The 14,217-nt window shown below is 68.8% G+C and carries 15 protein-coding genes; 4 read left to right on the forward strand and 11 right to left on the reverse strand.

All coding sequences use genetic code 11. The features are described from left to right. Positions 1-124: 124 nt before the first annotated feature. The 4 genes from LGM89_RS31495 to bamE all read right to left on the reverse strand — a co-directional run bounded on the left by LGM89_RS31495 (position 125) and on the right by bamE (position 2,979). Positions 125-586, reverse strand: a complete 462-nt coding sequence (locus LGM89_RS31495; protein WP_089494089.1) for an ExbD/TolR family protein — start codon at positions 584-586, stop codon at positions 125-127. A 24-nt stretch (positions 587-610) separates the two neighbouring features. After that, positions 611-1,279, reverse strand: coding sequence for a MotA/TolQ/ExbB proton channel family protein (locus LGM89_RS31500; protein WP_226275026.1), 669 nt, complete (start codon positions 1,277-1,279; stop codon positions 611-613). Between the two features lie 18 nt (positions 1,280-1,297). After that, the gene (gene dapB, locus LGM89_RS31505; protein WP_089424479.1) at positions 1,298-2,095 is read right to left on the reverse strand and encodes a 4-hydroxy-tetrahydrodipicolinate reductase; all 798 of its coding nucleotides are present in this window, start codon (positions 2,093-2,095) and stop codon (positions 1,298-1,300) included. A 65-nt stretch (positions 2,096-2,160) separates the two neighbouring features. Further along, the gene (gene bamE / locus LGM89_RS31510) at positions 2,161-2,979 is read right to left on the reverse strand and encodes an outer membrane protein assembly factor BamE (RefSeq protein ID WP_089424478.1); all 819 of its coding nucleotides are present in this window, start codon (positions 2,977-2,979) and stop codon (positions 2,161-2,163) included. A gap of 141 nt (positions 2,980-3,120) precedes the next feature. On the opposite strand from bamE, the gene fur reads away from it, so the two are divergent. Then, positions 3,121-3,549 (forward strand): ferric iron uptake transcriptional regulator, encoded by a 429-nt coding sequence (gene fur / locus LGM89_RS31515; RefSeq protein WP_011350926.1) that lies wholly within the window; start codon positions 3,121-3,123, stop codon positions 3,547-3,549. Between the two features lie 179 nt (positions 3,550-3,728). Here the strand turns inward: fur and LGM89_RS31520 are convergent, their stop codons facing one another. The 3 genes from LGM89_RS31520 to LGM89_RS31530 all read right to left on the reverse strand — a co-directional run bounded on the left by LGM89_RS31520 (position 3,729) and on the right by LGM89_RS31530 (position 6,696). Beyond that, positions 3,729-4,247: an ureidoglycolate lyase gene (locus tag LGM89_RS31520; RefSeq protein WP_089494087.1), complete on the reverse strand. Its 519-nt coding sequence runs from the start codon at positions 4,245-4,247 to the stop codon at positions 3,729-3,731. Positions 4,248-4,261: 14 nt separating this feature from the next. Beyond that, positions 4,262-5,269, reverse strand: a complete 1,008-nt coding sequence (gene alc, locus LGM89_RS31525) for an allantoicase (RefSeq protein WP_226275028.1) — start codon at positions 5,267-5,269, stop codon at positions 4,262-4,264. Positions 5,270-5,373: 104 nt separating this feature from the next. After that, the gene (locus LGM89_RS31530) at positions 5,374-6,696 is read right to left on the reverse strand and encodes a C4-dicarboxylate transporter DctA (RefSeq protein ID WP_046546282.1); all 1,323 of its coding nucleotides are present in this window, start codon (positions 6,694-6,696) and stop codon (positions 5,374-5,376) included. Positions 6,697-6,908: 212 nt separating this feature from the next. Between LGM89_RS31530 and LGM89_RS31535 the strand changes: the two genes are divergently transcribed. Then, positions 6,909-7,631 (forward strand): FadR/GntR family transcriptional regulator, encoded by a 723-nt coding sequence (locus tag LGM89_RS31535; protein ID WP_089439216.1) that lies wholly within the window; start codon positions 6,909-6,911, stop codon positions 7,629-7,631. A 45-nt stretch (positions 7,632-7,676) separates the two neighbouring features. Here LGM89_RS31535 and cynR read toward each other — a convergent pair whose 3' ends face one another. Next, positions 7,677-8,567, reverse strand: a complete 891-nt coding sequence (cynR, locus tag LGM89_RS31540; RefSeq protein WP_226275030.1) for a transcriptional regulator CynR — start codon at positions 8,565-8,567, stop codon at positions 7,677-7,679. A 312-nt stretch (positions 8,568-8,879) separates the two neighbouring features. Between cynR and LGM89_RS31545 the strand changes: the two genes are divergently transcribed. Continuing rightward, complete coding sequence (locus LGM89_RS31545) at positions 8,880-10,079, forward strand: MFS transporter (RefSeq protein WP_226275031.1); 1,200 nt, start codon at positions 8,880-8,882, stop codon at positions 10,077-10,079. A gap of 107 nt (positions 10,080-10,186) precedes the next feature. On the opposite strand, the gene LGM89_RS31550 is transcribed toward LGM89_RS31545, so the two are convergent. Beyond that, positions 10,187-11,245, reverse strand: coding sequence for an L-idonate 5-dehydrogenase (locus LGM89_RS31550; RefSeq protein ID WP_089494083.1), 1,059 nt, complete (start codon positions 11,243-11,245; stop codon positions 10,187-10,189). A gap of 13 nt (positions 11,246-11,258) precedes the next feature. Then, positions 11,259-12,032, reverse strand: a complete 774-nt coding sequence (locus tag LGM89_RS31555) for an SDR family NAD(P)-dependent oxidoreductase (RefSeq protein WP_226204321.1) — start codon at positions 12,030-12,032, stop codon at positions 11,259-11,261. A 151-nt stretch (positions 12,033-12,183) separates the two neighbouring features. Between LGM89_RS31555 and LGM89_RS31560 the strand changes: the two genes are divergently transcribed. Then, a complete protein-coding gene (locus LGM89_RS31560; RefSeq protein ID WP_226204319.1) occupies positions 12,184-13,086 on the forward strand; it encodes a LysR substrate-binding domain-containing protein in 903 nt (300 codons plus the stop codon). Between the two features lie 77 nt (positions 13,087-13,163). On the opposite strand, the gene gap is transcribed toward LGM89_RS31560, so the two are convergent. After that, positions 13,164-14,174 carry a type I glyceraldehyde-3-phosphate dehydrogenase gene (gene gap, locus LGM89_RS31565; RefSeq protein ID WP_059500962.1) on the reverse strand — a complete coding sequence of 337 codons (1,011 nt, stop codon included), beginning with the start codon at positions 14,172-14,174 and terminating at the stop codon, positions 13,164-13,166. Positions 14,175-14,217: the final 43 nt, after the last annotated feature.

Genomic DNA, 14,217 nt, shown 5'->3' on the forward strand with positions numbered 1-14,217 from the left:
GGTTACCTGAAAAAAGCCTGCCAACCGGGAAAAACGTTGATTATACCGCCCGCGCCGGCCCATTCGACCGGTCTTGCGGCGGGGCGGCCCGATCCCGCGGCCGGGACAGGCCCGCCGGCTCCGCTCAGCGGTTGGCCGGCACGGCGGGCGCCGCCGCGGAACCGCCCGCCTGCGGCGGCACGTCGGTCACGAAGCCGATCCGCGTGAGGCCGGCGGCCTGCGCGGCGCCCATCACCTGCGCGATCACGTCGTAGCGGGTCGCCCGCGATGCGCGCAGCCGCAGCTCGGGCGGCGCGCCGCCCGCGGCGGCGGCCCGGAAGCGCGCGGGCAGCGCGTCGAGCGTGACCGGTGCGTCGTCCCAGTACAGCTTGCCCGCGTCGTCGATCGACAAGGTGACGGATTGCGGCGTGTCGCGCGCGACGCTGGCCGCGACCTTCGGCAAGTCGAGCCGGATCGCGTGCGTCATCAGCGGCGCGGTGATGATGAAGATGACGAGCAGCACCAGCATCACGTCGATCAGCGGGGTCATGTTGATCTCCGCCATCGGCGCGGACGTCTTGTGGTGCTCGAGTCCGCCGAATGCCATGGTCGCTCCTCCGGAATGGACGCGTCAGGCTTCCTGCGCGCACACGAACACGTGCAGGTCGCGCGCGAAGCCGTCGAGTTCCTCGGCGAGCTGCCGCACGAGCCGCCCGAGGATGTTGTAGGCCAGCACCGCGGGAATCGCGACGACGAGCCCGAACGCGGTCATGATCAGCGCCTCGCCGACCGGCCCCGCGACGTTCTCGATCTGCGCCTGCCCGCTCGCGGCGATGCTGCCGAGCGCGTGGTAGATGCCCCACACGGTGCCGAGCAGCCCGACGAACGGTGCGGTGCTGCCGATCGACGCGAGCAGCACCTGGCCGAATTCGAGGCGCCGCTGCGAGCGCAGCATCGCGTGCCGCAACGCGCGCAGCACGCGTTCGTTGCGCTCGACCCGAGCGGCCAGGGCAGCCGGGTCGTGGTCGTCGGCCGCATCGCGCGCGGCTTCGGCGAGCGGCACGAACACGCGCTCGCGATCGGCGCCGGCGAGCGCGGCGATGCCCGCGTCGAGCGACGGCGCGCGCCAGAACGCGGCGAGCGCGCGCGGCCCCTGCCGCTTCGCGCGAACCAGGAGCCAGGCTTTCATGAGGAGGAAGCACCAGCTGGCGACGGACATCGCCAGCAGCACATAGGCGACGGCATGCGTGATCGCATCGCCGCTTTCGAGGTAGTGGACAACGCCGGTGGGTATCGCCATCGGAGTTTCCCCGTGGTGTCAGCGCAGGCCGAGCACGTCCTGCATGTCGAACAGGCCGGCGCCGCGCGCCGACAGGAAGTGGACCGCGCGCAACGCGCCCTGCGCGTACGACACGCGGCTCGACGACTTGTGCGTGATCTCGATGCGCTCGCCGATCCCGGCGAACAGCACGGTGTGATCGCCGACGATGTCGCCGCCGCGCACCGCGGCAAAGCCGATCGACGACGGATCGCGCTCGCCCGTCACGCCGTGGCGGCCGTACACCGCGCAATCGTCGAGCGAGCGCCCGAGCGCGCCGGCGACGGCTTCGCCCATCATCAGCGCGGTGCCCGACGGCGCGTCGACCTTGTGGCGGTGATGCGCCTCGATGATCTCGATGTCGTAGCCATGCGAGAAATGCTTCGCCGCGAATTCGAGCAGCTTCAGCGTGACGTTCACGCCGACGCTCATGTTCGCCGCGAACACGATGCCGATCTTGCCCGCCGCCGCTTGCAACTCGGCCTTCTGCTCGGCGGTGAAGCCGGTCGTGCCGATCACGAGCTTCACGTCGTGGCGCAGCGCGGCCTCGATATGGGCCATCGTGCCTTCCGGACGCGTGAAATCGATCAGGGTGTCGGCCTGCGCGAACACGGCGTCGAGGTCGGCGGTGAGCTTGACCCCGGTTTCCTTGCCGAGGAACGCGCCGGCGTCCTGGCCGAGGAACGGCGAATCGGCGCGGTCGAGCGCACCGACGAGCTGCGCGTCGGCATCGTTGAGAACGGCTTCGATCAGCATCCGGCCCATTCGGCCCGATGCCCCGGCAATCGCAATCTTCATGGCTTTCTACACGACAGGTATAAAAGCGGGCGGCGCATGCCGCCCTGTTTCCGCACGCCGGCTGCTTACTGCGCCGGCGCGGTGAGCGGCTGGTTCTGCAGGTTGTCCGAGCCTTGCGGGCCGACCGGCGGCGCAGCCTCGTTCGACGCGTTCGGCTGCGGCGGCCGATGGAACTGGAACTGCGGCTGGATCGCCGGCGCGGCGCCCGGCGGCTGGCCGCCCGGCACCGGCGCGCCGGCCGAGGCTTTCGCGGCCGGCGTGAACCGGCGCGAACCCGAACCCTGCCCCGACACCTGGTTGGTCGCGCGGTTCGCCGCGCGGGCGGCCTGCGCGTTCGCATCCTGGTCGACCACCGCGGCGGACGCCGGCACGGTGGACGGGCTGGCGACAGCGTCCGGCGCCGGCGCGCTCGCGGCCGCTTGCGCGGCGCTCGCGGCGGCGGCGGCCTCGGCGGCCTTCTTCGCCGCTGCGGCCGCCTTCGCCTTCTTGCCGCCGCGGTCGCCGTCGATATCGGCCAGCAGGTCGAGTTCCGAAGGCAGGTTGTCCGCCCCCGTCCAGCTCGCCAGGCGATCGCCCGAGAACGTCACGACGAGATCGCGCTGCTGGACGACTGCCGTCGAGCCGCGCTTGAAGTAAAAGAGGTAGTCCCAACGGTCGGCGTGGAACATGTCGGCCAGCAACGGGGTGCCGAGCAACGCGCGCACCTGCTCGCGCGACATGCCGACCTGCAGCTGCGCGGCCTTCTCCTGCGACACGAAGTTGCCTTGCACGACGGTGATCCGGTAGGGGGTGATGCTCTGCGCGATGCGCTGCGTCACGCTGTCGTACGACGAACAACCAGCCAGCGCGGCAACGGCGGCGGCAGCGATGATGACACTCCGCATGCGGCTCCTCTGAAAGTGCGAAAGAGATTCTGGAATCATTTCCCTCACCGTGCAGGCCCGTGTGCAGGCCGCGCGTGTTTCTGGAACGGCGAAAAGCCGGTAACATTGAAGCCCTGCATTGTACTCTAGGGATGCCTAGCCATGACCAATCCGACGGATCTCAAGAATATCGGGCTAAAGGCCACCCTACCGCGCCTCAAGATTCTCGAGATCTTCCAGCAAAGCCCGGTGCGCCACCTGACGGCAGAAGACGTCTACCGGAACCTGCTCAACGAGCAGCTCGACATCGGGCTGGCCACCGTCTACCGCGTGCTGACGCAGTTCGAGCAGGCCGGCCTGCTCACGCGCAGCAACTTCGAATCCGGCAAGGCCGTGTTCGAACTGAACGAAGGCTCGCACCACGATCACCTCGTGTGCCTCGATTGCGGCCGTGTCGAGGAATTCTTCGACGCCGAGATCGAAGGCCGCCAGCAGGCGATCGCGAAGGAGCGCGGCTTCCGGCTCCAGGAGCACTCGCTCGCGATGTACGGTTCGTGCACGACCGAGAACTGCCCGCACCGCAAGCACTGATTCGCGCGCCTCGCGCACGCAGCACGGCCCGTGCCGGCATCTTGCCGCCCGGGCCGTGTTCTTTTCGGGATAACGGCGACGCACCGTCGCGTGGGTCGTGCGCCCCAGGCTTTCGGCAACCCTTCGACACGCCCGCCCGGGCGGCCGTCAGGCAGCCGGAGCCGGACGTTGCCCTTGCGTCAGGCCGCGCAGGCCGGCTCGAACTCGAGCGCCCACGCACGCTCGAGCGGGATCTCGTCGCAGTTCGGCTGCGGCCCGCCGCGATCGACGATCACGAAATCGCTGACCGCGTCGAGCGCGAGCAGCGGATGGTGCCAGACGCCCTTCGCATAATTCACGCCCTGCCAGCCTTCCGCGAGGAACGCGCGCATCGCGTCCGGCCGGAATGCGCCAGCCGGCGCGACGACGATCGCGTAGCGCGACACGGCCGCGAGCGGGATGAATGCCTGGCTGCCGTGCGGATGGCGCTCCATCAGCGTGACCGCGACCGGCAGCGCGCGCGGCTGCGCGCGGAACACGCTGACGAGCGGGCGGCCGCCGTCCGCGCATACGTCGATCGTCGCGAGATCGTGGAAGCGCTCGGTCGTGCCGCCGTTGATCGGAAAATGCCGCGCGCCTTCGAGCGCGATCACGTCGCCGAACGGCGCGAACGCTTCGCGCGTCAGGCGCTCGACGCGCAGGATCCGGGATTCGCTCATGCCGTTGCCCTCCTTCAAGCCGGCTCGCCCCACAGACGCAGGCGCGACACGCCGCCGTCCGGGAAGATGTTGAAACGCACGTGCGTGACGGGGCCGAGCGCGGCAAGCTGGTCGAACGTGTGAACGTGGTCCATCTGCAGCTTCTGCTCGCCGAGCAGTTCGGCCCAGAACATCGCCTGCGTGACGAGCGAATCGTCGGTGCCGCCCGCGACCCGCGCGGCCTGCAGCGAGCAGCGGTCGGGGAAATTGCCCTTGAAGAACGCGGTATCGACCTCGACGCGCCGGATGATGCCCGGCCGCGCGAGCGCGACGATCGCCCAGTCGTTGCCGGGCTCGCGGCGCCGCCGCGTTTCCCAGCCGTCGCCCATGTTCACGCCGCGCCCCGGCATCAGCATCTGCGACGCCGGGCCGAAGTGCTGGTTGTTCGCCGCCACCAGGTAGCCGCCGTTCTCGATCGCCGCGAGATCGACGAGCTCGCCGGCCGGCACCTGGCGCCAGTCACGCTGCGGCTGGCCGTACACGCGCAGCCGCGCGAGGCCGCCGTCCGGGTACAGGTTCACGCGCAGGTGCGTATAGGGCTGCGCATCGTCGACACTCACGTAGTGATGCGAATTGCCCTGCAGCGTCGTCGCCGGGATGATCGGGCGCCATTGCGCGTCATCAGGCGGCGTGTCACCTTCGGCGACGCACGCGTCGATCGACGCGGCCGGCGGGAAGTTGCCGGTGAAGTGGCTCGTATCGAGGTCGATGCCGTGGATCACGCCCGGCCGCGCGAGCCGCACCACGCAGAAGTCGTGGCCGGTCGTGCGCTTGCGGCGCGTTTCCCAGCCGTCCATCCACTTGCCGTGGTCGTCGTACTTGCCGGGGATGAACACGGCCGGCTCGGGATTCAGCATGCGCTCCTTCGGCGCGAAGAATTCGTCGCTGGCAAAGAGCGCCTGCGCCCCGAGGCGCGGGTCGGCGAGGTTCATGTAACGCCGCGTGAAGGCCGGCGCATTCGGATCGAGGATGGGGGCTGCCATGTCGTCTCCTGATGTTGGATCGCGTGCCGGCGCATCGAGGCGCCGGCCGCATGAATTCGGGTGCGCGGGACGACCAGGGGAAGCCGCCCCGCGCGGGGGTGCGCTCAGAGCGCGTGAGCCTGGTCGCCGGCGACCGGCGCCGCGCGGCCTTCCTCTTCGGCCGGCACGTAGCGCAGCTCGCGATTCAGCACGCGGGTCGCGCGGGCACGATCGATGTCGTTCTCCCACACCGCGACGACCACCGTCGCGACGCAGTTGCCGATCAGGTTGGTCAGCGCGCGGGCGATGCCGACGAACCAGTCGACCGGCAGGATCAGCACGAGGCCGAGTACCGGAATCGCGGGGATCGCCGACAGCGTCGCCGCGAGGATCACGATCGCCGAGCCCGGGATCCCGTGCGCGCCCTTCGACGTGACGAGCGACACGAGCAGCACGACGATCAGGTCATGCGTCGACAGCGGCGTGTTGGTGGCCTGTGCGATGAACAGCACCGCGAGCGTCAGGTAGATCGAGAAGCCGTCGAGGTTGAACGAATAGCCGGTCGGAATCACGAGGCCGACCGTCGAATCCTTCACGCCCATGTATTCGAGCTTGCGCATCACCTGCGGCAGCACCGCGTCCGACGACGCCGTGCCGAGCACGATCGACAGTTCCTCGCGCAGGTAGCGGATCAGCTTGAACACCGAGAAGCCCGCGAGCCGCATCACCGCGCCGAGCACGACCGTGACGAACACGAAGCAGCTCAGGTAGAACACCGCGACCAGGTAGCCGAGCTGCTTGAGCGACGCGACGCCGTACTTGCCGGTCGTGAACGCGATCGCGCCGAGCACGCCGAGCGGCGCGAGCTTGATGATGAAGCCGATGATCCGGAAGAACACGTGCGACAGTTCCTCGATCAGCGAGTTGACGCGCTGCGCCTTGTCGCCGAGCAGCGACAGCGCGGAGCCGAACAGCACCGCGAACACGAGGATCTGCAGGATGTCGCCCTTCGCGAACGCGTCGATCGCGGTCTCGGGGATGATCTTCATCAGGTAGCCGGCCGTGTCCTTCAGGCTTTCGGCGTTCTTCGCGTACGACGCGAGCGACGACGCGTCGAGCGAGCGCAGGTCGATGTTCATCCCGACGCCCGGGCGCGTGAGCCACGCGAGCACGAGGCCGATGCCGAGCGCGAGCGTCGTCATGATCTCGAAGTAGATGACGGCCTTCAGGCCGACCCGGCCGACCTTCTTCAGGTCGCCCGCGTTGGCCATCCCGCTGACCACCACGCAGAACACGATCGGCCCGATCACCATCTTGATCAGCTTCAGGAAGCCGTCGCCGAGCGGTCGCAACGACTCGGCGAAATGCGGGAAGAACGCGCCGAGCGCGATCCCTAGAATCAATGCGACGACTACCCGGCCAAACAGCGAATTGAGGAATTTCGACACGGCGCTCTCCCGATCCAACGGTTGCAGTTTCGTCTGTTCATACTGGTAAGACCAGTGATGTTATGGTGGATAGTAGGAAGCCGATATAGTCACGTCAAGGACGGACAAAATAGGGATTTCCCGCCCCTGCTTGCCCTGGTTTCGATGCACCGTGAGGGGCGGATCGTGGCTTTCCCGTAGGTCGGCCATGCACCGCCTGCGTGCGGATTACAATGCCGGTCAGACCGGCCCAAGTTCACATCATGAAAAACGTTCCGCATACCGTGACCGACGCCGCCATCGCGACGATCCGCGACCGGATCGAGGCAGGCGTTTATCCGGTCGGCAGCCTGCTGCCGGCCCAGCGCCAGCTCTCCGAGGAGCTGGAGATCAGCCGCGCGTCGCTGCGCGAGGCGCTGTCGACGCTCGAGGCGCTCGGGATGCTGCGCATCCGCGCCGGCAAGGGCGTGTATGTCGAAAGCGCGCAGGCCACGGCCGCGCATGCATGGCGCTTCGCCGAGCAGTCGTCGCCGCCTGACACGTACCAGATGCGCTATGCGCTCGAAGGGTTCGCCGCGCGGATGGCCGCGCACGTCGTCAGCGACGACGACATCGCATGGTTCGAGGACAACCTCGCCGACCTGCACGTCGCGCTCACCGAAAGCGCACTCGACGCGGCGTCGCAGCTCGACTTCGACTTCCACATGCGGATCATCCATCTCGCCGGCAACGCGGCGATCGAATCGGTGCTGCGCAGCAGCGCGGACATCATGAAGGAAAGCCAGCGCATGCCGTTCTACCGGCGCGAGCTACTGCTGTCGACGTGGCAGGAGCACCGCGCGATCGTCGACGCGCTGATCGCGCGCGATGCGGGCGCCGCCGGCATCGCGATCGAAACGCACATCGCGAACGCCGCGCAGCGCGCGGGCATCTTCTTCCCGACACCCCGCACATGACGGCCCGGGCGGCCGCCCGTCCCGCGCGCCGCCCGGTCTTGCCGGTCAACCTCCCGACGGATCCCGATACGCGAGCGCACGCGCGATGAAGGCACGCGCCGCAACGCTGCGGTACGCGCCCTTGCGCGTGAGCAGCGCGGCCGTGCGCGCGGGCAGCGGCGGATCGATCTCCAGCGCGCACAGGTCGGCGCTCTCGCGCGCGACCGCGTCGGGCAGCACCGTCGCGAGCCGGCCGCACCGCACGAGTTCCAGCACCGCGCTGACCGTATTCGTCTCGATCGCGATCTTCGGCTGCGCGCCGTGCTCGATGAAATACCGGTCGATGCGCTCGCGCGTCGCGAACGCGCGGCTCAGCAGCACCAGCGGCTCGCCGCCGAGCTCGGCCGGCGTCAGCGCGCGACGGCGCCGCGCGAGACGGTGCGTGCGGCCCGTCACGAGCGCGAGCGGCTCGTCCCACAGCGGCAGCGCGTCGATGTCCGGCGCGCGCGGCGGCATGAACGCGAAGCCGGCGTCGAGCCGGTCGTCGGCGAGCAGCGCCTCGATGCGCGCCTGCGGCATCGCATCGATCGTCAGCGCGACGTTCGGATAGTCGGCATGGAACGCGTCGATCAGCGAGCCGCTCAGGTAGGCCGCGAAGGTCGGCATCATCGCGAGCCGCAGCGACCCGCTGCCGAGATCGGCGACGTCGTGCAGCGCGCGCTGCCCCGCATCGAGCTCGTGCAGCGCGGCGCGCGCATGGCGCGCATAGACTTCGCCGAACTCGGTGAGCTGCACCGTGCGGCCCGAGCGGTCGAACAACGGCACGCCGAGCGTGTCCTCGAGCTGGCGCACCTGCTGCGACAGCGTCGGCTGCGAGACGTGCAGCGCGTCGGCCGCGCGCGTGAAACTGCGCTGCTCGGCGACGGCCAGGAAATAGCGGATGTGGCGGAGGAGCATGGCGGCCGAGGTATTGGTTCTACCAATGAAGCGCATAACGATCCAGTCTTGGACGCTATGGTTCGATTCCCGCATCATACGCACATCCGCTCCCGTGCATGGCCGCTGCCAGCGCACCGGAACGGCTCGCCCGGGCCCGCCCCGCCTCCGCCCGCCGCACGACGATCCGCCGCCCGCCCGATCCGGGCCCGGCCGCGATCCGCCCGGCGCGCATCGGCTCACCGCCGATCCGTCGACGCCGGCCCCGATTTCCGTCACCCCGCGCATCCGGCGGCTCCGTGCCGCCGGCCGGCGCCGCTGTTTTTCGCGACCATGGAACCGCATCACGACACCCATCCTCCCCTGACCCGCGCCATGACGCTGCTGTTCGCCTGCGCGTGCGGCATCGTCATCGGCAACATCTATTACGCGCAGCCGCTGCTCGCTGCGATCGCGCGCAGCTTCGGGCGCGCGCCGACCGAGCTCGGCTATCTCGTCACGCTGACGCAGCTTGGTTACGCGGCGAGCCTGCTGCTGATCGTCCCGCTCGGCGACGCGGTCAACCGTCATACGCTGATCGTGCGGCTGCTGATGCTCAACGTCGTCGCGCTGGTCGCGGTCACGTTCAGCACGAACTTCACGATGTTCGTCGTCGCGAACGTCGCGGTCGGCTTCGTCACCTGTTCGACGCAGCTGCTCGTGCCGTTCGCCGCGTCACTCGCCGATGCGCGCTCGCGCGGCCGCGCGGTCGGCACCGTGATGAGCGGGCTGCTGCTCGGCATCCTGCTCGCGCGCGTCGCGGCCGGTGCGATCGCCGACGGGTTCGGCTGGCGTGCGGTATACGGCATCGCGGCGGTGATGGTGGCGGCGCTGACCGTCGTGCTCGCCGTGAAGCTGCCGAAGGATCGCCGCGATGCGCGCCTCGACTATGCGGCGCTGATGAAGTCGCTCGTCGCGCTGGTGCGCGCACAACCGCTGATCGCACTGCGCTCGACCTACGGCGCGCTCGTGTTCGCGTGCTTCAGCCTGCTGTGGACGGGCCTCACGTTCCTGCTCAGCCAGCCGCCGTACAGCTATTCCGAAGGGCAGATCGGCCTGTTCGGCATCGTCGGCGCGGTGGGCGCGCTCGCGGCCACGTCGGCCGGCCGGCTCGTCGATCGCGGCCACGGCAATGCGGCAACGGGGCTGTTCGCGGCGGCCGTGCTCGCGTCGTTCGCGCTGATCGCCGCCGGCGCGCATTCGCTCGCGGCGCTGATCGCGGGCATCCTGCTGCTCGACGTCGGCGTGCAAGGCATGCACATCTCGAACCAGAGCGTGATCTATGCGCTGGCCGGCAACGCGCGCAGTCGCGTGACGACGATCTACCTGACGAGCTACTTCATCGGCGGCGCATTCGGGTCGTTCGCGGCGAGCGTCGCGTACGGGATCGACGGCTGGCGCGGCGTGTGCATCGCGGGCGCTGCGCTTGCCGGCGTGCTGATCGCGCTGTGGCTCGCGTCGCAGCGCGTCGGCGTGCGGCAGGTCACGCAGTAATGCAGTAGCGCGCTTTCGCAGCACGACAAAAAAGGCACGCCGCGCGAATCGCGGGCGTGCCTTTTTGATGACGTCGAGTCCGTCCGTCGCGCGCTAGCGCGTGATCGTCACGCCGCCACGTCCGCGAAATCGATCAGCACTTTCATCGCGCGCTGCCGGTCACCGGCCAGTTCGAATGCGAGGTTCGCATCGCGCATCGGGAACACGCGCGTGACGGCCGGACGCAGGTCGACGCGCCCCGCGTTGATCAACTGCACCGCGAGCGCGAATTCCGCATGAAAACGGAACGACCCGCAGATCGACAGCTCCTTCGCGACCACGACGTTCTGCGGCAGGCTGACATCGCCGCCGAGCCCGAGCTGCACGACGACCCCACGTGGACGCATCACGTCCAGCCCGTCACGCAGCGCGCGCGCATTGCCCGAACACTCGATCATCACGTCGAACGTGCCCTTGTCGGCGCCGTAGCGCTCGACCCAGCCGGCATCGACCACCGCATTGATCGTGCGGTCGGCGCCGAGCGCGCTCGCCACGGCCAGCGGCGCCTCGACGACGTCGGTCGCGACGATCTCCGCCGCGCCATGCACGCGCGCCGCCGCCACCGCCAGCACGCCGATCGGCCCGCAGCCCGACACCAGCACGCGCTTGCCGATCAGCGGGCCCGCGCGCGACACCGCATGCAGCCCGACCGCGAACGGTTCGGCGAGCGCCGCGAGCGACAGCGGCACGTGATCGGCGACCTTCACGCACTGCACCGCGTCGCACACGAGCGCATTGCGGAACGCGCCCTGCACGTGCGGCATCCGCATCGCGCTGCCATAGAAGCGCATGTCGAGACACTGGTTCGGCAGCCCTTCGAGGCAATAGCGGCACGCGCCGCACGGCCGGCTCGGATTGACCGCGACGCGATCGCCGACCTTCACCGAGGTCACGTCCGGCGCGACTTCCGCGACCGTGCCGGCCACCTCGTGGCCAAGCACCATCGGCTGCTGCAGCCGGATCGCGCCGAAGCCGCCGTGCCGGAAATAATGGAGATCGGAGCCGCAGATGCCGCCCATCGCGACATCGACGCGCACCTGGCCCGGGCCGATCTCGCCCGCGTCCTGCTCTTCGACCCGCAGGTCGTTCGGCCCGTGGATCACGACACACATGCAACGCATACGCATGACAGCCTCCTTGTCAGACGGCACTGGTCAGCCCGCCGTCGACGAACAGCGTCTGGCCGTTCACGAAATCGGATGCGGCCGACGCGAGGAAGATCGCCGCGCCGCACAGCTCGTCGACGCGCCCCCAGCGGCCGGCCGGCGTGCGCTTGCACAGCCAGTCCGAGAACGCCGCGTCGTCGACCAGCGCGCGGTTGAGTTCGGTTTCGAAATAGCCGGGCGCGAGGCCGTTCGCCTGGATGCCGTGGCGCGCCCAGTCGGCGCACATCCCTTTCGTCAGCATCCGCACCGCGCCCTTGGTCGCCGCATACGGTGCGATCGTCGGCCGTGCGAGCTCGCTCTGCACCGAGCAGATATTGATGATCTTGCCGCGGCCGCGCGCGATCATGTGCCGCGCGACGGCCTGCGCGACGTTGAACACGCCGTCGAGGTTCACGCGCATCAGCGCATGCCAGTCGTCGGGTTCGAACGCATCGAGCGGTGCGCGACGCTGGATGCCCGCGTTGTTCACGAGGATGTCGATCGCGCCGACGCGCGCCTCGAAATCGTCGATCGCCGCGCGCACCTGTGCGTGCTCGGCGACGTCGAATACCGCGTAGTCGGCCGTGAAGCCTTCCTCGCGCAGACGCTGCACGAGCGTCGCGGCCTTCTCCTCATTGCGATCGTTGATGACGATCGCCGCCCCCGCTTCGGCCAGCCCGCGAGCGAGCGTCAGCCCGATCCCGCGTCCGGAACCGGTAATCAGTGCGCGGCGGCCGTCGAGGCGGAACCGGTCAAGCGCGTGGGTCATGCGTGTCTCCTCGTGCCAGTCGAGCCGGCGGCCCATCGCGGCCGGTCTCGCGTCGACGGTATCTTCGGCTATCGGCCGGGCGCCGCGCCAATGGTATTTTTTGATCCGGTTATCATGAAACTTGATCACCGCCCTCGCCTGCCCGCCGCCCATGGAACTCAAGCAATTGCGCGCCTTCGTCACGCTCGCGGAAGAGCTGCATTTCGGGCGCGCCGCGCAGCGCCTGTTCATAGTGCAGCCGGCGCTGAGCATGCAGATCAAGGCGCTCGAGGAAGCACTCGGCGCGCGCCTGTTCGAGCGCGACCGGCACAAGGTCGAACTGAGCGATACGGGGCGCGTGTTCCTGCCCGAGGCGCGCGCCACGCTGCAGCAGGCCGCACGCGCGGAACAGATGGCTCGGCTGTCGAGCCGCGGCGAGATCGGCACGCTGCGGATCGCGTTCGTGTCGTCGGTGCTGCCCGCGCTGCTGCCGGCCGTGCTGCGCACGATGCGCGAGCGCTATCCGCTGATCACGCTCGAACTGAAGGACCTGCCGACACCCGACCAGATCGCCGCGCTGCGCGACCGGCGGATCGATTTCGGGATGATCCGGCTGCCGGCCGCGTATGCGGGCATCGACACGCGCGTGGTGCTGGAGGAAGGTTTCGTCGTCGCGCTGCCGCTCGACCATCCGCTCGCCGCACACGATGCGATCGCGCCGGCCGCGCTGCGCGGCCAGCCCGCGTTCGTGCTCGCGCGCCGCTACGCGCCGGGTTTTCACGACGACATGCTGCTCGCGCTGAGCCGCGCGGGCACGACGCTCGAGATCGCGCAGGAGTTCGGGGAATTCACGACGATGCTCGCGCTCGTCGCAGCGGGCATGGGCATCGGGCTGATTCCGGCGGAGGCCGCCAGCGCGCTGCCGCCGAACGTGCTCGCGCGGCCGCTCGACCTGGCCGGGCATCGTACGGGCATCGGCCTCGCGTGGACCGATCTCGACAGCCCGCTGAAGCGCGCGTTCGTCGCCGCGCTCGAGCAGGTGACGGCCGCATCGAGCCATAACGGCGGGCAATAAAAAAGCCCGGCCGGAAAAACCGGGCCGGGCTCGTTCGCCGCGCAGGCCGCCTTGCGGCGGTCGCGCAACGTGCAGGATTACTTCGCGTTCGCGAATGCGACAGCCGTATCCAGCATGCGGTTCGAGAAACCCCACTCGTTGTCGTACCAGCTCGACACCTTCACGAGGCGGCCCGACACCTTGGTCAGCGTGGCGTCGAACGTCGACGAAGCCGGGTTGTGGTTGAAGTCGATCGACACCAGCGGTGCGTCGTTGTAGCCGAGGATGCCCTTCAGCGCGCCTTCCGAAGCTTCCTTCATGATCGCGTTGACTTCCTCGACCGTCGTGTCGCGCTTCGCGATGAACGACAGGTCGACGATCGACACGTTGATCGTCGGGACGCGGATCGCGTAGCCGTCGAGCTTGCCGTTCAGTTCCGGCAGCACGAGGCCGACGGCCGAAGCAGCGCCCGTCTTCGTCGGGATCTGGCTGTGCGTGGCCGAACGCGCGCGGCGCAGGTCTTCGTGATAGACGTCCGTCAGCACCTGGTCGTTCGTGTACGCGTGGATCGTCGTCATCAGGCCGGTTTCGAGGCCGATCTTGTCGTTCAGCGGCTTGACGAGCGGCGCGAGGCAGTTCGTCGTGCACGATGCGTTCGAGATGACGGTGTGCTCGGCCTTCAGCACGTCGTGGTTCACGCCGTAGACGATCGTGGCGTCGACATCCTTGCCGCCCGGTGCCGAGATGATCACCTTCTTCGCGCCGCCCTTCAGGTGCGCGCTCGCCTTTTCCTTCGTCGTGAAGAAGCCCGTGCATTCCATCACGACGTCGACGCCCAGCTCGCCCCACGGCAGTTCGGCCGGGTTGCGGTTCGCCAGCACGCGGATCTTGTCGCCGTTCACGACGAGGTAGTCGCCGTCGACCGACACTTCACCCGGGAACTTGCCGTGCGCGGTGTCGTACTGGGTCAGGTGCGCGTTGGTCTTCGCATCGCCCAGATCGTTGATCGCGACGATCTCGATGTCATGCTTCTTGCCGTTCTCGTAGAACGCGCGCAGCGTGTTGCGGCCGATGCGGCCGTAGCCGTTGATTGCGACGCGAATCGTCATGGTCTATCTCCTGATGGCTGAAAAAATTCGTTTCGTGCAGCTT

Source organism: Burkholderia sp. AU31624 (genome assembly GCF_020420065.1).
Lineage (GTDB): Bacteria > Pseudomonadota > Gammaproteobacteria > Burkholderiales > Burkholderiaceae > Burkholderia.